14 protein-coding genes are annotated in these 20,833 nt (G+C 64.8%); 8 read left to right on the top strand and 6 right to left on the bottom strand.

Annotated elements, in window-relative coordinates:
- The 3 genes from ASE48_RS30590 to ASE48_RS30580 form a co-directional block, all read right to left on the bottom strand.
- Positions 1-1,531, bottom strand: a 1,531-nt coding sequence (locus ASE48_RS30590) for an amino acid adenylation domain-containing protein (RefSeq protein WP_235571751.1), incomplete at its 3' end; no start/stop codon positions are given.
- Positions 1,532-1,599: 68 nt separating this feature from the next.
- On the bottom strand, positions 1,600-3,005 hold a 1,406-nt coding region (locus ASE48_RS33920), incomplete at its 3' end, for a condensation domain-containing protein (RefSeq protein WP_442928787.1).
- Entirely contained in the window at positions 2,998-7,383 is a 4,386-nt protein-coding gene (locus ASE48_RS30580) for a type I polyketide synthase (protein WP_235571760.1), read from the bottom strand. The genes ASE48_RS33920 and ASE48_RS30580, both read right to left, overlap by 8 nt.
- Before the next feature lie 567 nt (positions 7,384-7,950).
- On the opposite strand from ASE48_RS30580, the gene ASE48_RS30575 reads away from it, so the two are divergent.
- The 8 genes from ASE48_RS30575 to ASE48_RS30540 all read left to right on the top strand — a co-directional run bounded on the left by ASE48_RS30575 (position 7,951) and on the right by ASE48_RS30540 (position 17,030).
- Positions 7,951-9,270, top strand: coding sequence for a UDP-glucose dehydrogenase family protein (locus ASE48_RS30575; RefSeq protein WP_057170938.1), 1,320 nt, complete (start codon positions 7,951-7,953; stop codon positions 9,268-9,270).
- A 46-nt stretch (positions 9,271-9,316) separates the two neighbouring features.
- Positions 9,317-10,264: a UDP-glucuronic acid decarboxylase family protein gene (locus ASE48_RS30570; protein WP_057170937.1), complete on the top strand. Its 948-nt coding sequence runs from the start codon at positions 9,317-9,319 to the stop codon at positions 10,262-10,264.
- Complete coding sequence (locus ASE48_RS30565; RefSeq protein ID WP_057170936.1) at positions 10,261-11,799, top strand: sugar transferase; 1,539 nt, start codon at positions 10,261-10,263, stop codon at positions 11,797-11,799. The genes ASE48_RS30570 and ASE48_RS30565 overlap by 4 nt, the downstream gene beginning before the upstream one ends.
- Position 11,800: 1 nt before the next feature.
- Positions 11,801-13,258 (top strand): KamA family radical SAM protein, encoded by a 1,458-nt coding sequence (locus tag ASE48_RS30560; protein ID WP_235571749.1) that lies wholly within the window; start codon positions 11,801-11,803, stop codon positions 13,256-13,258.
- 122 nt (positions 13,259-13,380) lie between these two features.
- Positions 13,381-14,214, top strand: coding sequence for a hypothetical protein (locus ASE48_RS30555; protein ID WP_057170978.1), 834 nt, complete (start codon positions 13,381-13,383; stop codon positions 14,212-14,214).
- The gene (locus tag ASE48_RS30550) at positions 14,199-15,464 is read left to right on the top strand and encodes a GNAT family N-acetyltransferase (protein ID WP_082614544.1); all 1,266 of its coding nucleotides are present in this window, start codon (positions 14,199-14,201) and stop codon (positions 15,462-15,464) included. Before ASE48_RS30555 ends, ASE48_RS30550 begins: the two co-directional genes overlap by 16 nt.
- Complete coding sequence (locus ASE48_RS30545; protein WP_082614543.1) at positions 15,451-16,218, top strand: FkbM family methyltransferase; 768 nt, start codon at positions 15,451-15,453, stop codon at positions 16,216-16,218. The genes ASE48_RS30550 and ASE48_RS30545 overlap by 14 nt, the downstream gene beginning before the upstream one ends.
- Positions 16,215-17,030, top strand: a complete 816-nt coding sequence (locus ASE48_RS30540) for a polysaccharide lyase (RefSeq protein ID WP_057170934.1) — start codon at positions 16,215-16,217, stop codon at positions 17,028-17,030. Before ASE48_RS30545 ends, ASE48_RS30540 begins: the two co-directional genes overlap by 4 nt.
- Here the strand turns inward: ASE48_RS30540 and ASE48_RS30535 are convergent.
- Genes ASE48_RS30535 through ASE48_RS30525 form a run of 3 tightly spaced genes read right to left on the bottom strand, consistent with a single transcriptional unit; the run spans position 17,027 to position 20,830 of the window.
- Positions 17,027-18,127, bottom strand: a complete 1,101-nt coding sequence (locus ASE48_RS30535) for a polysaccharide deacetylase family protein (RefSeq protein WP_082614542.1) — start codon at positions 18,125-18,127, stop codon at positions 17,027-17,029. The genes ASE48_RS30540 and ASE48_RS30535 overlap by 4 nt on opposite strands.
- Positions 18,127-19,275: a glycosyltransferase family 4 protein gene (locus tag ASE48_RS30530; protein WP_057170933.1), complete on the bottom strand. Its 1,149-nt coding sequence runs from the start codon at positions 19,273-19,275 to the stop codon at positions 18,127-18,129. Before ASE48_RS30530 ends, ASE48_RS30535 begins: the two co-directional genes overlap by 1 nt.
- A gap of 25 nt (positions 19,276-19,300) precedes the next feature.
- Positions 19,301-20,830 carry an oligosaccharide flippase family protein gene (locus tag ASE48_RS30525; protein ID WP_057170932.1) on the bottom strand — a complete coding sequence of 510 codons (1,530 nt, stop codon included), beginning with the start codon at positions 20,828-20,830 and terminating at the stop codon, positions 19,301-19,303.
- Positions 20,831-20,833: the final 3 nt, after the last annotated feature.

Raw genomic sequence — 20,833 nt, 5'->3', positions numbered from 1 at the left:
CGCTGTGGTGGTGGGTGGGGGCGGGTAGGGCTTTGCGGTCGAGTTTGGCGCTGGTGGTCAACGGCAGGGCGTCCAGGTACTGGAAATGCGCGGGCACCATGTATTCGGGCAACCGGGTGTGCAGGCTCTGGCGCAGATCGGCGATCAGAGCCGGTGGCGCCTGCGGGGCCACCAGATAGGCCACCAGCTTCTTCTCACCGGGAACATCCTCACGGTCGATGACCGCAACCTGATGCACCGCAGGATGTTCGGCGATCACCGTCTCGATCTCACCGAGCTCGACACGGAAACCACGGATCTTGACCTGCTGATCGATACGGCCCAGATACTCCAACTCCCCACCCTGGCACCAACGCGCCAGATCCCCACTGCGATACATCGGCCCACCATGGAACGGATCGGTCAGAAACCGCTGCGCAGTGAGCTCAGGACGATTCAGATAACCCGCCGCCACCCCCGCACCAGCGATATAGAGCTCACCGGGCACCCCCACCGGCACCGGCCGGCCACGCTCATCGAGCAGATAAATCCGGATATCAGGCAACGGCGACCCGATCACACTGCCGACACCAGCAGCCAGATCAGCCCCGGTGATCCGCCGACAGGTCACATACAACGTCGCCTCGGTCGGACCGTACATATTGATGACCTGCGGGCCGGCATCACCGTAACGCTCGAACCACGGCGCCAGACTCGCCAACTGCAATGCCTCACCGCACAACAACACATAACGCAACGCGAACACACCCCGCGCGGCAACCCTATCGACATCGATGAACGCACTGAACCCCGTCGGAGTCTGACTGAGCACACTGACCCGCTCACGGGCCACCAGCGCACGAAACGCCGCCGGATCACGGCTGGTGTCATGATCCACCATCACCAGCCGGCCCCCCACCAGCAGCGCACCCCACAACTCCGACACCGAGATGTCGAACGAATACGAATGCCACAACGTCCACACATCATCAGGACCGAAACCGAACTGCCCGATCGTGGTCTCGAACAGCCGCAACACATTACGGTGAGTAACCCGCACACCCTTGGGCTGACCGGTCGAACCCGAGGTGTACATGACATAGGCCAGGTCCTCACCGCGACCCTGCGCCGCCGGCGACGCAGGGTCGCGGCCCACCACCGGCAGCGGCTCATCCAGACACACACACCGCACCGGCAGCACACCCAACTGCCCAGCCACACCACGCTGGGTCAACACCACCTCAACCCCGGCATCAGCGAGCATGAACCCCACCCGATCCACCGGATACAACAGATCCAACGGCAGATACGCCGCACCCGCCTTCAAAATCCCCAAAATCCCGACCACCACATCAACACCACGAGCCACCCGAAGACCCACCACGGCACCGGCACCCACACCCAGCCCACGCAAACACCCCGCCACCGCCTCGGCACGACAGTCAAGCTCGGCATAACTCAACTCCACCCGACCACCCACACCATCAGCACACACCGCCACCGCATCCGGACGCACCGCCACCTGACGCGCAAAACCCCCATGCAACGTCACATCACGAGTCACCACCACCGGAACCCCACCATCACCCACCAACACCACCCGCTCAGCAGCACTCAGCNACCTGACGCGCAAAACCCCCATGCAACGTCACATCACGAGTCACCACCACCGGAACCCCACCATCACCCACCAACACCACCCGCTCAGCAGCACTCAGCGGATCGAGTTCATTCAGGAGCGTGATGTCCTCGTCGGCGAACTGCGCCAGCAGATGAATCAGGTGGCCGAGCATGCGCTCGATCGCCACGCCGGAGAAACGCTGGGCCGAGTAGTCCAGTCGCAGCAGCATCGCGCCGGTGCCGTCATCCCCGTAGGCCATCAGCGCAAGGGGGAAGCTGGTCTGCCCCCGATACTCGAAATGCCTTCCGGGCATCCGGATCTGCATGTCGAGGGTGTGGTGGTCATAGACGATCACGCTCTCGAACAGCGGCGCGCCACGCGCGACCCCAGAGCAGGCCTGCACGGTGGCAAGTGGGGTTTGTTCATAGGGGCGCAGTGCGCTCTGCTGAGCACGCAGCGAGCGCAGCCACGGGGTGATCTCCGCGTTGTCATCGATGCCCACCCGCATCGGGAGGGTGTTGATGAACAGGCCGGTGATCCGGTCGGCGTCATCGAAGCCGGTGATGCGGCCCGCGCGGGTCACGCCGAACACGATGTCGGTCTCCCCGGAGTAGCGGTGCAGCAAGACCGACCAGGCGGCCTGCAACATCGTGCTCATCGAGACTTCCGCCCGGTGTGCCGCCGCGCGTAGCTGATCGGTCAGGGCCTTCGGCAGGCGCTGCTCACAGGTGCCAGCGGGTGCGGCGCTGTCCTCGACGGGACGTGCTGCGTCGATCCCGAACGGTGTCGATGTGCAGAAGTCTTCCAGCCGGTGTTGCCAGAACTTCTGGGCAGCAACGGAATCAATCGATCGACGCCATTCGATGTAGTCACGGTACGGGCGCGCAGGCGGCAATGACAGCGATTCCCCACGCTGCGCAGCCTCGTAGAACGCGAACCATTCGTGCAACACGATGTAGGAGCGCCCGTCGAGCAGCGCGTGGTGAAACGTCCACAGAATTCGGGTTTTCCCCGCGGGCAGCCGGGCGACGAACAGCCGCATCATCGGCGCCCGCGACATGTCGAAATCCTGGCGGCTGTCGGCACGCACGTGTGCGTCGAAGCGCTGGTCGGCCGCCTCGGGCGTCACATCCCGCCAGTCGGCGGTGGTGGCGACAAGCGGCGCATGCGCCAGCACTTCCTGGCACGGCTCCCCCACATCCACCCAGCGGAAGCGGGTGCGCATGACCGAATGTCGCTGCATCACCTGCGCCATGGCCTGTTCGAACAGCGCGACGTCGAGTTCCTCGCTCACCGTGATGACGACATGCTCGATATTGGCGCCATCTCCGGGTGCACTCAGAGCCTGAAACAGCATGCTCTCCTGCATCGGTGACAGCTCGTAGCGATCCAGCACCTCATTCATGCGTCATCTCCTCCCCGATACTGGGACCGACCACCTGCAGATATTTGCCCGGACGGTCCGGATCGGGCACGAACCACGCTTCCCGGCCGCGGGCATCGCGGCCCTTGCGCGGTTTCGCGGCACGCTCGGGCAGGAGACCGGCGGCCCGCATCTCCGTGAGGCTCTCCCCGAAGGCCGCGACGATGCCGTCGAGATCGGCATCGCTGTGCGCGAGCGTCAGGAATCCTGGCCGGCCTTCCCGGGTGTGCACACCGCGCGCCCGCATCAGGGCGTGGTACAGCGGTGCGAGTGGCAGTTCGGACGGAAACGACACGTCGAACCATGACGAGAAGTGCCGGATTACCACCGGCGCACCGAGTTCGGCGATGACGCTTCTCAGCCGATCGACGAAAGCCGTGGTGCGCTGGTTCAGTTCGCGCTGCAGCGCGGGGCCGTCCTCGTGCAGTCGTTGCAGTACCGCGCGTGCCGCCGCCAAGGCCAGTGGAGAGCCACCGGAAGACGAATCGTCAAGGTATCGAACGCTGCCCGCGACGATCCCGATCGGCAGGCCGCCGCCGACGGCCCCGCCGTAGACGGCGATATCGGCGCGCACACCCAACAGCGCCTGGGTGCCGCCCGGATGGGTGCGAAATCCCGAGAGGATCTCATCGAGGATCAGCGCGGTACCGGTTTCCTCGGTCACCTCGCGCAGGCCGCTCAGGAACTCCCGTGACACGAGCCCGCCACTGCGCCCCGGTACAGACTCGACCAGGACCGCCGCGAGCCGCCCGTTCAACGACCGGATCGTGTCGAGCGTCTCCGCGCCGCCGTACTCGAGGATGATCGTGTCACCGCTGTGCCCGGCAGCCGCTCCGTGGTCGGCGCCGGTGAACGTCACGATCGTCTCGCGCCCCGACCGCGACCGCGCCAGCCGGACGGCGGCCGCAATGGCCTCGGATTCGTTGTGGCAGCATGCAGCACGCTGCATTCCGACCATCCCGCACACGAGCTCCGCGACCTCGGTCGCCGATGCCCCCGCCGGTCCCCCGTCGCCACAGGAATCGTACTGGCGCTCGATGGCCCCGCGGATGAAGGCCGGGTTGTGGCCGAAGAGGATCGCACCGCCGCCGTTGGTGAGGTCGATGTGATCCCGCCCGCCGGCATCCTGCAGGTACGCACCCGAGGAATGCACCGGGATGGCCGGACCGGCCGTCTCCTGCCAATGGTGTCGTTCGATCAGCGCCGCCATTCGGTGCTGTTGTTGATCGGTCATCCCCACCGCCGGCGCGCGTACCGGTGCCGGGACCGGGGCGGGTGTGACGGGCGCGGCTGTGAGTTCTGCCGCGTCATCGGACAACACCGGCAGGATGTGCTCGACCAGCAGGTCGAACGTCGGCGCCTCCTCGACCAGCGTGCGGACGGTGATCTTCGTCGCGAACTGCTTCTGTAATGCGTTGGCGGCCTGGGTGAGAAACAGCGAGTCGAAGCCCATCTGCAGGAAGCTCGCTCCCGGCGTCAGATCCGACCGGTCGACCCCGGAGAGCTCGACGAACACCGTGCGCAGATGGGCCAGCAGGGTGGCCGCCCGATTCCCGGGGCCAGACGGGACCACCAGGGGTGCAGTCGGATTCGGTGCCGGGCTGCGCGGCGCGACGACCCGGGCCGGTTCGCTGTCCGGGCTCGGATCGACCCAGTGCCGACGGCGCCGGAAGGGGTAGGTGGGCAGCGGTACGCGCCGACGCGGCCCTCCGTGCAGACGCTGCCAGTCGATGTCCACATCACGTGACCAGAGCCGCCCCGCGGCCGCAAGCAGGCATTCGGTGTCCGACTCCCAGTCCTGACCGGGAGACAGCGATGTGGTGATCAGCTGTTCGGGCAGTCGTCGCTCATGCTGGCGAGCCAACATCGTGAGCGTCTGGCCCGGACCGACCTCGAGGAGCGCGATTCGCGGATCGACGAGCGCGCCCACTCCGCTCGCGAACTGCACCGGTTCGCGCAACTGCCGTGCCCAGTAGTGGGGATCGCACGCTTGGTCATCGGTGATCGGCCGGCCGGTGAGGCTGGAGATCCAGCGCAATGTCGGTGCCGTGCGGGATATCCCGGCGACGAGGTCGGCGAACGGCTGCACCGCGGGCTCCATCATCGGCGAGTGGTACGCATGTGAGGTGTGCAGACGCCGGTGTGCGACACCGATCGCGGCCAGCCTCGCCTCGAAGGCGGCGATGGCGTCATGCGGGCCCGAGACCACGGTGTGTCTGGGTCCGTTGAACGCCGCGATCGCCACATCGGGAGTCAGCTCGGCGCTGACCAGATCCGCGGGTGCACGCACACCCAGCATCGCTCCTGCCGGCATGCTGCCCATCAGGCGCGCGCGGGCAGCCACCAGCAGCAGTGCCTCGTCGCGCGAGAAGGTGCCGCCGATGCAGGCGGCGACGAGTTCACCGATGCTGTGACCGATCATCGCGGTGGGCTGCACACCCCAGGACATCCATACCTGCGCCAGCGCGTATTCGACCGCGAAGAGCGCCGGCTGCGTGATGGCGGTCTGGCTCAGCTGCGCGTGTGCGCCGTCGCGATCCGAGTCGGGCGGGTACAGCACCCCGAGCAGATCGACTCCGGTCTCCGACCGCAATACCCGCGCGCACCCGTCCATCGTCTCTGTGAACAGCGGTTCCGACTCGTAGAGCCCACGGCCCATGTCGACGTACTGCGAACCCTGACCCGGGAACATGAAAGCGACCCCACCCGATGCCTCGGCGTGTCCGCTGACGTCGTGCACACGCCGCGGATCGGCGGAGTTCAGTAGGGCGATCGCATCGTCGCGGTCGCGGCACACCATTGCGCGCCGGTGGCCGAAGCGCCGCCGCCCGACCTGCAGGGTGTACGCGATGTCGGCGAGATCGGCGCCCGTGTCCTGTTCGAGGTAGTCCTTGAGATTCTGTGCGGCCCGGTCGAGGGCCTGCGCATCGCGTGCCGACAACACCACCAGTTGCGCGGGGCGGGAAGCCGGTGGCACCGGTTGCGCGCCGGGTGCTTCCTCGAGCACGACGTGCGCGTTGGTCCCACCGAGGCCGAACGAGCTGACGCCGGCGCGACGCGGCGTCGGCCCCTCGGGCCAGCGGCGTTCATCGGCGTTGACGAAGAACGGCGTGCTCTCGATGCCGAGCTTCGGATTCGGCGATTCGAAGTTGATGCTCGCGGGCAGTACCCGGTGGTGTAGCGCGAGGGTTGTCTTGATCAGTCCCACGACACCGGCGGCGACATCCAGGTGACCGATGTTCGACTTGACCGAACCGATCGCGCAGAAACCGTTCTCTTCGGCTCCCCCCGCGCGGAACGCCTGGGTCAGCCCGGCGATCTCGACCGGGTCGCCGAGCGCCGTGCCGGTGCCGTGGGCTTCGACGTAGGAGATCGTCGCGGGATCGATACCGCCGAGCATCTGGGCCATGGAGATCACCCGGGCATGTCCGTCGACGCTCGGCGCGGTGAAGCCGACTTTGGCGTTTCCGTCGTTGTTGAGCGCCGATCCCTTCACGACCGCATAGATGGTGTCGCCGTCCTCGATCGCGTCGCGTAGCCGGCGGAGCACCACGACGCCGAGTCCGTTACTGGACACCGTGCCGGCTGCATCGCGATCGAACGGTCGGCAGTGGCCGTCCGCGGCCAGGATCGAGCCTTCCTCGTGCAGATAACCGCGCTGCTGCGGCAGCATGATCGACACCCCACCCGCGAGCGCCATATCGCACTGATAGGTCTGCAGGCTCTGCACCGCGGTGCACACCGCGACCAATGAGGTCGAGCAGGCGTTCTGGATGTTCAGGGCGGGTCCCTTGAGGTCGAACTTGTAGGACACCCGCGTCGCGACGTAGTCGTTCGAGTTGCCCAGCATGACCATGATCGGGCCGAGCGGATCGGTTATGTCGTTGCGCGACAGCAGATTCTGCAGGTAATAGCTGCTGGTCGTGGCGCCGGCGAAGACACCGATAGGACCACTGAACCGTTGGGCGTCGTGGCCGGCCTGCTCGATCGCCTCCCAGGCGGCCTGCAGGAACAGCCGTTGCTGCGGATCGACGATCGCGGCCTCCTTCGGCGTGAAGCCGAAGAACTCCTCGTCGAATTCATCGACGCCGCCCAATACACCCCGCGCACGCACGTAGTTCGGGCGCGTCTGCGCCTCCGCGTCTTCGCCCCGAGGGCGTTCCAGATCATCGGAACCGAAGTGAGTGATGCATTCGCGGCGGGCGAGCAGGTTCTGCCACAGCGCGGAGACGTTCGGCGAGTCCGGAAAGCGTCCGGCCATGCCGATGATCGCAATGCCGTCGAGCGGGTCGTAAGCGTCGGAGTACATCGGATGGCCGCCCCCACGTCCGGTTATGTTGGTGTGCCGACTAATTGGCATGGCCTGCACACGGGTCGAAGATCGATGAGAAGTCTCTTCTGTCCCGAAGAGTACGAGGAAGCGGCGAGTTTCGCTAGTGCCTTGATCGCGGAACAGGAACGCGTATAGGCGTTTTCGCCGACATCGCGGTTCGCGCAAGGTCCCGCAACACCCACCGGTGAATCGAGGGCTAGTTCTCGATTACCACTGGGTCTAGTTCCTCAAGACCACCGGGATGGGCCGGCTCTGGACCCTCGAATCAGCGCGCAACTGCGCTTAAAGCGTCACACCAGCCCAGGAAACGTCTGCACAACCTGCACCGGAGGCCGCCACAGCCACGACGGCGGAGAACACGAGGGCTGCGCAGGTTAATCCAGGGACTGGGCATCGATTCATCGGAAATATCGTTCCTATGGTCCATGTACTGCCGGCGGCCAGCAAACAATAGTGAGCATGTGCTTCACGGAATGACTCGACATGGTGTTCGTCACGGGCGTTCGTGCAGCCAGCCTGCTGACATTGATCGGCCGCCTCACTGTTCGGAATCCGTACCGGTATCCGAGCCGCGGCCTGAATGGGGGATCTGACGTGAAGGTCGCCGTAATCGGAGCCGGGTACCTGGGGACGACACATGCCGCATGCCTGGCACAACTCGGGCACAGCGTGCTGACCGCCGATATCGATCCGGACAAGGTGGCCAGGCTCCGATCCGGCGCGCTGCCGTTCTTCGAGCCGGGACTGGACGCCCTCGTTCAAGAAGGTATGGCTTCAGGCCGACTCGGATTCACCGAATCACTCGCTGAGGCAGCGGAATTCGCTGATGTCCATTTCATCACCGTCGGTACTCCGCAGAACAAGCGGGACGCGGGTGCCGACCTGTCCTATGTCGACGCGGCGATCGACTCCCTGTGCCGCCACCTGAACCGGCCCGCGCTCATCGTCGGCAAGTCGACGGTGCCCGTCGGAACAGCCCAACGGCTGGCAGACCGTGTGCGCCGGACCGCTCCTGCCGGTGACGATGTGAGGCTGACCTGGAATCCGGAATTCCTCAGGGAGGGGTTCGCGATCAACGACACCCTGCATCCGGACCGGATCGTGTTGGGCCTGGAGGATCGCCACGATCTCCGGTCGGAGGAGACCATCAGGGAGCTGTATGCCCCACTTCTGCAGGAGGGCATCCCGTTCCTGGTGACAAATCTCGAAACCGCCGAACTGGCGAAGGTCGCGGCCAACGCGTTCCTCGCCACGAAGATCTCGTTCATCAACGCGATTGCCGAAGTGTGTGAGGCTGCGTCGGCTGACGTCACATCGCTCGCCGACGTGATCGGGTACGACGATCGCATCGGACGTCGCTTCCTCAACGCCGGGCTCGGATTTGGCGGCGGGTGCCTGTCGAAGGACATCCGCGCGTTCATCTCCCGCGCCACCGAACTGGGCGTAGGCGAATCCCTCAACTTTCTGCGCGAGATCGACAACATCAACATCCGGCGCCGTACCCGGGTCGTCGCCATGGCCCGGGAGGAGTGCGGATCGCTGGCCGGGGCACGGGTCGGAATTCTGGGCTCGGCGTTCAAACCGAACACCGACGACATCCGCGATTCACCCGCACTGGCCGTTGCCGACCAGATCCGTTCGGAGGGCGCGGATGTCACAGTGTACGACCCCAAGGCGATGGACAATTCCCGGAAGTCGTTCCCGGCACTCAACTTTGCGTTCTCGGCCGTCGAGGCCTGTATGGAGGCCGACGCCGTGCTCGTGCTCACCGAGTGGGAAGAGTTCCGCCGGCTCCAGCCACAGGAACTCGCCGCTGTCACCAGATCCCGATGCATCATCGACGCGCGTAACTGCCTCGATCCCGAGACCTGGCGCGCAGCGGGCTGGACCTATCGCGGTCTGGGCTGCCAATGACGACTTTCAATGATCGGACCCATCCGGACAGCAGAGGACAACACTCATGAGGATTCTCGTCACTGGAGGAGCCGGGTTCCTCGGATCGAACCTGTGCACCGTACTGATCGGGCGTGGGGACACCGTGTACTGCATCGACGATCTGTCGACCGGGCGGCGCACGAACCTCGAACACCTCTTCACCTCACCCCTGTTCACCTTCATCGAAGGCACTGTGCTGGAACCGATCTCCATCATCGACGATGTCGATGGGGTCGTGCACCTGGCCAGCCCGGCCTCACCACCGGCTTACCTGGAGCGGCCGATCTTCACCCTGCGTACCGGCTCGGAAGGCACCCGGAACGCGCTCGACTTCGCCCTGGCACAATCGGCACGCTTCGTGCTGGCGTCGACCAGCGAGGTCTACGGTGACCCGCTGGTGCATCCGCAGTCCGAGGACTACTGGGGCAATGTCAATCCACTCGGCCCGCGCAGTGTCTATGACGAGGCGAAGCGCTACGCGGAATCGTTGACCACCGCCTACCGCACCGCATGCGGGGTGAACACCGGAATCGTGCGTATCTTCAACACCTATGGCCCGGGGATGCGCCCCGACGACGGACGGGTCGTGACCAACTTCATCGACCAGGCACTGCGATGCGCACCGTTGACCGTCTTCGGAGACGGTACTCAGACCCGGAGCCTGTGCTACGTGGACGACCTGGTCCGCGGCCTGGTGGCGATGCTCGACTCGGATCTGCAGGGGCCGATCAACCTCGGCAACCCGGCCGAGCTCACCGTGAGCCAGATCGCTGAGCTGGTCTGCGAACTCATCGGTTCGTCATCCACCATCGAGCGGCACCCGTTACCCGAAGACGACCCGACGCGCCGCAAGCCCGACATCACCCGGGCGCGCGACCTGCTCGGCTGGAACCCTCAGGTGGAGCTGGAGGACGGGCTCGCCCGCACCATCGAGTGGCACATGGCCACGATGCAGGAGATCCGCGCATCATGAGTATGCCGGGAAGCACCGCCGATGAGCGCGTCGAGGTCATCAACGGCAGGCAGGGCGCGGATCTCGACGCCGAGCGGTCGCCGGCCACGGATCTCACGCGTCCGCGCTGGCAACAGCGTTACGCCGCCAATCTGCGCATCACCGATGCCATCGTGGTGTGCGTTGCAGTGGCGTTCGCGCAGTACGTCCGCTTCGGCCTGCCGCCCTTCGTCACCGGACACGAGAATCGCTATGCCACTGCGTGTTCAGTCCTGACCGTCATCATCTGGTTGTCGCTGCTGGCTGGATTCCGAGCCAGGTGCACACGGATCATCGGCAGGGGTCTCGAGGAGTACCGGCGCGCCGTCGAGGCGTCCATCTGGACATTCGGGGCCATCGCGATGACCGAGTACATCTTCCACCTCGAGATCGCCCGCGGTTACCTCGCGGTGGCACTCCCGGCCGGCATTTTCGGATTGGTGCTGAGCAGGTGGCTGGCGCGGCGGTACGTGGCGCGCAAGCGAACCGATGGCAGCTACCAGAACACCGTGTTCGCGGTCGGGAACACCGAGGCGGTCACCAACCTGGCCAACGAACTCACCCGGCGCCCGGCGGACGGATTCCGTTTCGTGGGTGCCTGCATTCCGGGCAGCCGGGCATTCCCCGACCAGCACTTGCTGGTCCGTGGCGAACAGATACCCATCGTCGGCGGCGGCAGCTGTGATCTGGCCACCTTGGAGACACTGATCCGCTCGTACGGCGCGGACACACTGGCGGTCGTCGGCACCGAGCATCTCGGAGTTCAGCAGATTCGCAAGCTCATCTGGAAGCTGGAGCCCCTCGGCGTCGAGCTCCTGGTTTCCCCGGGAGTGACGGATGTCGCGGGTTCCCGGCTGACCATGCTGCCCGTCGCCGGCCTGCCGCTGCTGCACATCGAGAAGCCGCAGTATCGGGGTGCCGAACGCTTCCAGAAGAGGGCCTTCGATCTCTGCTTTGCCGCCGCCGCGCTGACCGCCGCGCTGCCGGTCCTGCTGATCGCGGCGGCCGCCATCAAGGTGACCAGTCCCGGACCTGTCTTCTACTCGTCGGAACGAATCGGATTCGCCGGTAAATCATTTCGCATGCTGAAGCTGCGGACGATGGTGCAGGACGCCGACAAGAAGCTCGTCAACCTGATGGGAAGCAACGAGTGCGACGGGCAGCTGTTCAAGATCAAGAATGATCCGCGGGTGACGCCGGTCGGGCGAATACTCAGACGGTTCAGCATCGATGAGTTGCCACAGTTCATCAACGTCCTGCGCCGCGACATGAGCGTGGTCGGACCGCGGCCCCTCTTCTGGATTCAGGACGAGGAGGACGACAGTGATTCTCTGCGCCGACTGCTGGTCAAGCCTGGTATCACGGGGCTCTGGCAGGTAAGCGGCCGATCCGATCTGGCGTGGGAGGACGCGATCCGCCTTGATCTCTCCTACGTCGACAACTGGTCGATGGCCGGCGATCTCCTGATCATCACCAAGACCCTGCGCGCGGTGTTCCGGCATGGCGGGGCGTACTGAAATGTCCAGCGAAACAGCGCACTTCACCGCCGCAACCGATCAGCCGTATGTCTACACCCGCAAGGAGCTGGCCGAACCGGACTGGCGTCGTTACCCGGGCTGGGCTGCGGTCACCGAGGCACAGTGGCAGGATCCGCAATGGCAGCGCGCACATTCTGTCAAGAACATCGCGCAACTCCGGGCTGTGATGGGGCATCTGCTCGACGATCGTTTCTATGAGGACCTGATTGCCGACCAGCAACAGCGCGCCACCATGCAGATGTTGCTGCCTCCGCAGATGCTCAACACCATGGCTCCGCACTGCGGACCGGAACGCTGGAGTATCACCGAGGCCTTCTATGCCGATCCCATCCGGCGTTACATGCTGCCGGTACTCAGCGACCGCGATCCGGAATGGGTCTCACACCCCTACGCCGAACGTGACTCGCTGCACGAGGCTGATATGTGGGTGGTGGAGGGACTGACCCACAGGTACCCGACAAAGGTACTCGCCGAGCTGGTGTCCACCTGCCCGCAGTACTGCGGGCATTGCACCCGCATGGATCTGGTCGGCAAGTCCACGCCGGCGGTCACCAAGTCCACCCTGCCCCTACTGTCGGCCGACCGGCAGGACCGCATGCTCACCTATCTGCGGGTCACACCGACCGTGCGTGATGTCGTGGTGTCCGGTGGGGATCTCGCCAATGTCCCCTGGCCGCGCCTGGAGGCGTTCATCGCGCAGCTTCTGGAGATCGACACCATCCGCGACATCCGGCTGGCCACCAAGGCGCTGGCCGCCCTCCCGCAACACTGGCTGCAACCCAAGGTCGTCGACGGGATCAATCGTCTCGCACTGACGGCGGCGGCTCGCGGGGTGAACCTGGCGCTGCACACCCACATCAACCACGTGCAGTCGGTGACGCCTCTGGTCGCGGCGGCGGCGCGGGCTCTGATCGACGCCGGCCTACGGGACGTTCGCAACCAGGGCGTGCTGATGCGGGGCGTGAACGCCACCGCCGACGACCTGCTCGATCTGTGCTTTGCCCTGCAGGGCGAGGCCAACATCGTGCCGTACTACTTCTACCTCTGCGACATGATCCCGCACGCGGAGCACTGGCGCACCTCGTTGGGCGAGGCCCAGCAGCTGCAACTGGCGATCATGGGCTATCTGCCGGGTTTCGCCACTCCTCGACTCGTGTGCGACGTGCCTTACGTGGGCAAGCGCTGGGTGCATCAGATGGTGAAATACGATCGCGAACTCGGCATTTCGTATTGGAACAAGAACTACCGCACCGGGCTGGATCAGTCCGATGCCGATGCTTTGAGCCGCGTCTACCCGTTCTACGATCCGATCGGCAGCCTGCCGGCATCCGGGCAGGCATGGTGGCGTGCCAACTGCGATGCACCCACGCCGGGACCCGGTGAGGAACCGGCAATCAGCGTGACCCGCGGGCATCACGAGATCGACCTTCCGGCCTGACGGCTCGCACACATCCAGCCCTAACAGTCGGAGAGGGGAACCAGCCAGGTATGGACGAGATCCACGGAAATGTGAGTCGGCCGGCGGCGCTGCTGGCCAAAGGGATTCGAGGTGCGGTCGAAATGAAACCGATCGCGGCCGAAGACCTTTCGGAGGTCGCCGACTTCCTGCAGGCGAATCTCAACGACCAGGTGCCCTGGGCCGAGGCATGCGCGCCGATGCCATGGAATGTGGCAGCACCCAATCACGGATTCATGCTGCGCGACGGACAGCGTGTCGTCGGTGCGTTGTTGGCGCTCTACTCGGAACGTCTGGTGAGCGGACGGTCGGAGCGGTTCTGCAACATGGGTTCGTGGTGCGTGCTGCCGGACTATCGGTCGTGGAGCATATCCCTACTCAAGGCACTGCTGGGCCAGGAGGGTTACAGCTTCACCGTCCTGACGCCCGACACCGGTTCACAGGAGATCCTCGCCTGGTTGGGATTCCGCGCCCTCGACACGACCGCGGCGGTCATTCCCAACGTGCCCTGGCCGGCTCTTCCGGGGCAGACGAAGGTGAGTGCCGACCCCGTTGTCATCGGCCGGACGCTCACCGGAACCCAACTGGCGCTCTATGGCGACCACGCGAAAGCCATGGCCGCTCGCCACCTCGTGCTGATACGCGATGACGACTACTGCTACGTCATCTGGCGGGAGGCGACGTATGGGAGGAAGCCGGTGGCGCAGATCCTGCATGTCAGCAATCCCACTTTGTTCCATCGTTCGCTGTTCCCGCTGGCCCGTCATCTGCTGCTTCGGTACCGACTCGTGGCGACGCTGGCCGAGCTGCGATTGGTGGACTACAAGCCTTATCTGTCAGTCAAGTACGACGGCTGGCCAAAGCTGTACCTCAGTACCAGCCTGGCCCCCGAGCAGATCGACTACCTGTACAGCGAGCTGGCATGTGTGCCCTGGTGAGCCGGGGAACATACCCGCAAGGGTCGAGCCCGGAACGGACAACGGCGCCCGGCGAGCAACCGCTAAGAATCCTCCAGTGCAGCATCCGCAGGACGGGGCAGAGCGACGTCGTCTTCAACATCGAGCCCATCGGTGCACTCGACGAGCTTGAGCGGGAATGGCGCCGACTCGAAATCCAGGCATCACCGTCGTTCTTCCTCACCTGGAACTGGATCGGCACCCTGCTCGAAACGGTCCCTGCGGACGCACGGCCGCACCTCCTACGGGGCACGGCGGATGGACGGACGGTGGCGCTGGCTGTACTGGGAGATGCCCAGATACGCCGGCACCGGATAGTCAGAGCACGCCGCTGGATCCTCAATGCCACCGGAGATCCACGACTGGACTGCATCTTCCTCGAACACAACGGATTGCTGGCCGACCCGGAGGTCGGTTGGGAGGGGCTGATGCAGGCCTTCTGCGCCACCAAGGAAGTCGATGAGATCAGCTTCCCCGGGATTTCGGCGCCTCCGCCGGTTTCCCAGGTGGAGGCGCTGGGATTGGTCCGGGAGGAGGCCCCGGAGGTTTCCTTCGCGGTGGACCTGCGCCCCCTGTCGGCCAGTCAAGGTGACATCACCGCCATTCTCAGCGCCAACGCCCGGTCGCAGCTACGGCGCGCAATGCGCAAGCTGGAACCGGTCACACTCGAAGCGGCAGCCGACGAGACCGAGGCGCTCGCCTTCTTCCGGACTCTCAAGGAACTCCACGTCCCTTGGTGGGAGCGGCGCAACCTGCCACACGCTTTTGTCCACCCGTTCTTCGAACACTTCCATGAACGCCTCATCGAGCGGGCGTTCGCCGAAGGAGCCGTCCAGCTGCTACGCCTTCGAAGCGGCGACCGCACGCTCGGTGTCCTCTACAACTTCCGGCGCGGCAATCGCGTGTACGCCTACCAGAGCGGGTTCATCCAGCCGGAGGCACACGAGCGGCCCGGTGTCGTCGCTCATGCGCTCGCCATCAAACGAGCGTGGCAGGAAGGCGCCGAAACCTATGACTTCATGGCCGGTGAGAACCGGCTGAAGCGCAGCTTCGGAAATCACACCGAGACGCTCACGTGGACGGTCATCCAGAAGCCTCGCCTCCGCTTTCGCGTCGAACGGAGGGCGCTGGGCGGGTCACGGTCGGCCACGTCTCGCTACGAAGTGGTGACGAGCAGCAGCTCGTCCCCCAAACCACAACCGGCCGGAGGCGCCAGACATGAATCTCCTTGAACGACGCGTCGATACGATTGACCCACGGCTGAGTGTGAAACTGCGCGGACTCAAATTGCAGTTGCAGCGCGACCGGCTCCGTGATGTCGTACGCAGGTTCGTGCGGCCCGGCCAATCGGTTCTCGACATCGGAGCCAACCGCGGTGTCTATACCTGGATGATGTCTCGGCAGGTCGGAACCGATGGCCGCGTTCATTCGTTCGAACCGTATCCCGGGAACGTCGAGCGTCTGACCACACTGTCGATGAGCAGACCCAACATCAGCGTACATCCGGTGGCGCTGTCCGACAGTGACGGCGAGGCAACTCTGCGGGTTCCGCGATACCACCGGATGGCCATCGATGCCCTGGCCAGTCTCCGCGCCGGCATTGATGACGATTCCGTCCAGATTCAGGTGCAGAAGCGCAGACTCGACAGCTTGATGCAGCGCGAAGAACAGGCGCTGAGCTTCGTGAAGTGCGACGTCGAAGGCCACGAGGACGAGGTAGTCGACGGCGGCTGGCGGACCATCGAGCGCCACCGCCCGGTGCTGGCCATCGAGATAGAGCAACGGCACCGTGCAACGCCGATGATGGACCTGATCGGGCGGCTGGTGGAGGTGGGTTATGACTGTTTCTTCCTCGACGAGGACGGTACGCATCCGATCGCGGCCTTCGATTTGGAGCGAGACCAATTGAGGTATCTGACGGACGAATTCGTACCGCACGCCATGCCTCACGGATACGTGAACAATTTCCTTTTTCTTCCCTCATGACCCGAAGGCACTTCGTGCGCGTTTCACGCGCAGTCGCCCCGATCACGACGGCCGTCGCCATTGCACTGTCACTCGCCCCGAATGTGTCCGCGGCCCCGCTGTTCGTCGGCGACTACTCCACCGGAAACTTCTCCCAGTGGCCCACCGTACAGGCCAGGGGATACAACGACAGTGCGAGCGACTACGTGCCCACGTATTCCGCACGGGTCGTGCAGGACCCCGACAAGGGCCAGGTCGCCCGCTACGAGGTCCGCCCGGGCGACGTGCCCCCGTTCGGAGGCGGTGAACGCTCAGAGGTGCAGGGCGGCACCGTGTCCGGCGGTGTCGAAGGACAGACCAGGTGGTATCGATTCTCGACCAGGTTCGATCCTTCGTACCCGGCGAATCATGCGGATCTCGGATGGGCGGTCACCAATCAGTGGCACGCCTATGCCGGCGGCAGCCCACCGGTCAGTTGGACCACGAGCATGAAGAACGGGTACTGGTCGCTGACCATAGAGAAACAGTCCGCACCGGACGAATATCTTGGGCAGTTGTCGATTTTCGACACGCCGTTGGACGTCGGCCAGTGGCATGACGTGATGATGGCGATCCATTGGTCATCATCGGATGATCGCGGGTGGGTCCGGCTGTGGCTCAACGGGGTACAGCAAACTCTTGCCAATGGCGACGACACGTACTTCGTTCGGACCCTGATTCCCGGTACGACTGAGGTGTACTACAAGGAAGGCGTGTACCGGGAGCCCACGTCTTCCACCGATATCGTCTACCACACCGGTTTTCGCGCCGCCGGTAGCGCACTGTCTCTCTAGCCGCAGGCCCCCACCTCGCTGGTCGCTTCGACGCGTTCCCGCCGTAACACCCTGTCGGCGAGGAGGTGAACCCATCGCAGGTTGAATCCGGATATCTTCAACCGGAACAGTGCCAACGACGGGTCGGGCCCGACCGCCAGTCGTGGCAGCGCAAGCGGATCCGAGTGGCGGTCGGCGAAGCCGTGGGTCGTCGAAAGCGCCCAGGGAATGCCATTGCGCTGCAATACTGCCTTCGCGCGCTGATCGAAGTCACTTTCGCCGCCGTTCGGATAGGCGAAAATCGTCGGCGCGCTGCCTGTCTCGCGCGCCACTGTCCGACACGACTCGGAGATCTCGAACTCGACCTTCTCATCTGAGCAGCGTGCGAGTATCGGGTGTGTGACGGTGTGCGGGTAGAGCGACACCCGGCCGTCGCCGGCGAGAACGCGGGCTTCATCCCAGGACAGCATCTCGAATGGTCCGCCGCCTGCGTCGCAATCTGCCCCGAGTGCGGCGACCAGCTGGTCGACCCGTGCGATGCGCTCCGCATCCGGGAGCTGCTTGAAGTGCTGGACGACCATGTTCCGCGTGTGGTCGCGGTCATCGGGGTTCCGAATCGAACGCATCCCGAAACCGATGGCTGTGAGGTCGATCTCGGGCACTGTCGTTCCCGCGAAGGCGATCCACAGCCGATCGGGCCACAGCGCTTCCGTTGTTCCCATCGGCCCGGTCGCGAGGAACACCGCGGCGGGCAGTTCGAGGTCCCGCAGGACCGGCGCCGCATGGATCGCGAGGTTGCGCGTCCCGTCGTCGAAGGTCAGCGTCGCCGCGCGGCGGGGTAGCGTGCCGTCATGGAGCCGCTCCAGTGCCTCCTGCAACGGCAGCACAGTGAAGTGCCTACGCAGGTACTTCAGCTCGCGCCGCAGGGTGTCTGCGTCATTCACGTAGTCGCAGGGGGGTGACAGCGGCTTACCCTCCACCCCGTGGAACATGAGGATCGCCAGTCGCTGCGAGTTCCGCCAACGCGCGAGTGCCGGCACACCTGCCGCACAGAGAATGCGGGCCGCCATCAACTTGACCTGCGCGCGATGCGCTCGACCGGGTGTTGCGTCCGTCATCACACATAGCTCCTCATCAGGGCGGTCCGATATGCATCGACGGTCATCTCGGCGACTGCCTCGGGCGTGAAACGCTCCAACGCAATGTCATGCCCGCGCCGGCCCATCCGCAGAGATAGCGGCTGATCGTCCAAAATTCTTGTCAGACAGTCGGCCAGCCCATCTTCGTCTTCGGATTCCACCAGGAATCCGGACTCACCGTCGTCCACCATCTCCGGTACCCCGCCAACCCTCGCGGCTACGACCGGCTTTGCTGCCGCCATCGCCTGCGCGATGATGGTGGGCGCGTTCTCCTGGCGGGAGAACACGACGATGGCTCGCGCAATCGCGATTTCGTGCCGCATCCGTTCGTTGTCCACGAAGCCGGCGAACTCGACGTGATCGTCGAGGCCCAGAGCCGCGACCCGATCTCGAATGGTTTTCGCGTAGACCGCATCCGGTTCCGGGCCGACCAGCACCAGGCGGGCATCGGGAACACTTCGGTGCACCTTGGCGAAGGCATTCACCACGCCCAGTGGGTTCTTGAGGGGGACGAGTCCGCCGGCAAACAGGAGGCGGGGCGCGGTGGGCGCAGATGACGCGAGCTCGAAGAACTCCGCTGCGGTCGCGTTCGCGATGCTGACCCGCGTTCCCCGGGTGTGCCCGTCGAGTTCGCCGGCATCGTACTTCGAGATCGAGATGACCACCTTGGCGCGATGCAGAACCCTGCGGGCCACGTACTCCAACAACTTGGCCCGCAGGGTCGTACGAAGGCCCGGCCCGTCATAGAAGTGGGTCTCGACATAGCTGATGCCGTGCACGGTCACCACGCAGTTCGGGCTGCAGCGTGCTGCGATATCGCTGTTCAGACCGATTCCCTGGCCGTGCACCACATCGGGGTTCAGTGTCGCGAACAGCTCCCGCGCCTTACGCAGGTCCAGCAACCCTCCGGTGAGCATCCGCCACCTGTACTGCCCTCGCACATAGTGGATTTCAACCTTCTGAGATTCGCGTCGGTAAGCGGTCGAGGCCTCGCCGTGATGGAAGCGCAGCACGGTGACACTGTCGACGTCGGACCGCTCCGCCAAGGCCGGCACCAGGACGCTCATCGCCGACTCGACGCCACCGACGACCACCCCGGGCTCCAGTGGGTACGTACCGATCATCATTATTTTCATCCCCATATCGAGATCCTCACTTTCGCCCGCCTCCGAGCGGGACCATCAACTTGACCGCGGTACGTTCTGCGAAGCCTCGGACCGAACGAAATCTGCTCGGCGACAAGAGACGCAGTGCGCCGAGATATACCAACGCGAAGACCACACAATCGACCAACACCAAGGTCAGGCCTATCGGCTCGACGTGCTGATCGGATCTGAGGGCGAGGTGCTCGGTGGGAAAAGCCACGACGAAGGCCACCACTGCCGAAAACGTGATCGGAGCCAGGCTCGTCACGATATCGCGTAACGGCACATCGACCACCGAGCGGGCGATCAGGATACTTGCGCAGCCGCCGAGCAGATAGGTGACCGACAGCCCGATACCCACTCCGATGAGGCCAAAGGGTAAGAGCAGCACGATAAGCGGCAGATGCACAACCAGACCGAGCACACTCAACCAGTTGACCAGGGACACCCGGCCGCCGCCCTTGATCACCGTCACGCCGAGTGCGTTGAGCGCGGCCCCCACCGCAACTCCCGCCATCGCCATGGCCGCCGAACCGGCCGGCCGCCATTCGTCGCCGAAAAGCAGCACCGCGACCGGCTCGCCGAGCACCACCAACAGAGCTCCGATCGGTAGGGCAACAAACCAGGTCCAGCCCAGAGCGCGCAGGAACGCGCCCCTGAACCGGTCGCGGTCGGTGGAGAGCTTCGCGAACGCGGGAAACAACAGGTACCCGAACACATCGACGATGGCTGCCGCCGGTATGCCCGCCATCTGGTAGCCGTAGCGGTACTGGCCCAGGTCACCGGTCCCGAGCCGACGGCCGAGGAGCACCTGCTGGAACGTCTCCCGGATGCTGTGTGCGACGTTGTCCAGGAGTAGGGGCAGCGAGAAGGTCGCCATCTCGCGCCAGAGCCGGAACGAGATGTGACCGCGGAACGGACGCCACCTCGCCATCCACCAGCTCAGCACCAGCAGGACGGTGATCGACGCGTAGGAACCGTAGACCATGGACCACGCGCCGAATCCCAGGAATGCGAACACCGTCGAAACGCCGGCGAACGCAATCTTTGCCGCGGGCTGGATGATCATTCGTTGCTTGAATTGAAATGTGCGCTGCATGAGTGCCTCTGGCACGCTCAGACACAAATAGAGCAGCACCAGACCCGACGTTGCGGCCGCGATGTGGCCGACCCGGGGGTCGTGAAACAGGTGCCCGATGAGGGGCGCGGAAGCCAGCACTCCGATTCCGAACAGCAGACCGGTCGCAGCGTTGGCGGCCAGCACCGTGTTGGCCGCGTCCTCGATGTCGCCCTCGCGCTTGATCAGTGCCTGGGCCAGCGTGCCCTGCGAGAACACCAGCAGGAAACCCATCAACACCGTGCCTGCCGTGAAGACACCCACCTCCACCGGACCGAGCAACCGGCCCAGCACGATCGTCTGAACGATGACCACGACCTGGGAGACGGCCACTCCTATCACGGAGTACCCCACTCCGCGTTTGAGCACCCCGCTGAGCCCATCTTGCGCGATGCCCTGACTTTCCGACGAGACGGACATGAG

This window comes from Mycobacterium sp. Root265 (assembly GCF_001428895.1).
Taxonomy (GTDB): domain Bacteria; phylum Actinomycetota; class Actinomycetes; order Mycobacteriales; family Mycobacteriaceae; genus Mycobacterium.
This window is presented reverse-complemented; position numbering and strand designations above follow the sequence as displayed.

Bases quoted from the DNA above. Each gene is read 5' to 3' on its own strand.
- ASE48_RS30580 (WP_235571760.1), bottom strand. From the start codon at position 7,383: ATGCCAATTAGTCGGCACACCAACATAACCGGACGTGGGGGCGGCCAT.
- ASE48_RS30570 (WP_057170937.1), top strand. From the start codon at position 9,317: ATGAGGATTCTCGTCACTGGAGGAGCCGGGTTCCTCGGATCGAACCTG.
- ASE48_RS30565 (WP_057170936.1), top strand. From the start codon at position 10,261: ATGAGTATGCCGGGAAGCACCGCCGATGAGCGCGTCGAGGTCATCAAC.
- ASE48_RS30560 (WP_235571749.1), top strand. From the start codon at position 11,801: ATGTCCAGCGAAACAGCGCACTTCACCGCCGCAACCGATCAGCCGTAT.
- ASE48_RS30555 (WP_057170978.1), top strand. From the start codon at position 13,381: ATGAAACCGATCGCGGCCGAAGACCTTTCGGAGGTCGCCGACTTCCTG.
- ASE48_RS30550 (WP_082614544.1), top strand. From the start codon at position 14,199: ATGTGTGCCCTGGTGAGCCGGGGAACATACCCGCAAGGGTCGAGCCCG.
- ASE48_RS30545 (WP_082614543.1), top strand. From the start codon at position 15,451: ATGAATCTCCTTGAACGACGCGTCGATACGATTGACCCACGGCTGAGT.
- ASE48_RS30540 (WP_057170934.1), top strand. From the start codon at position 16,215: ATGACCCGAAGGCACTTCGTGCGCGTTTCACGCGCAGTCGCCCCGATC.
- ASE48_RS30535 (WP_082614542.1), bottom strand. From the start codon at position 18,127: ATGACGGACGCAACACCCGGTCGAGCGCATCGCGCGCAGGTCAAGTTG.
- ASE48_RS30530 (WP_057170933.1), bottom strand. From the start codon at position 19,275: ATGATGATCGGTACGTACCCACTGGAGCCCGGGGTGGTCGTCGGTGGC.
- ASE48_RS30525 (WP_057170932.1), bottom strand. From the start codon at position 20,830: ATGTCCGTCTCGTCGGAAAGTCAGGGCATCGCGCAAGATGGGCTCAGC.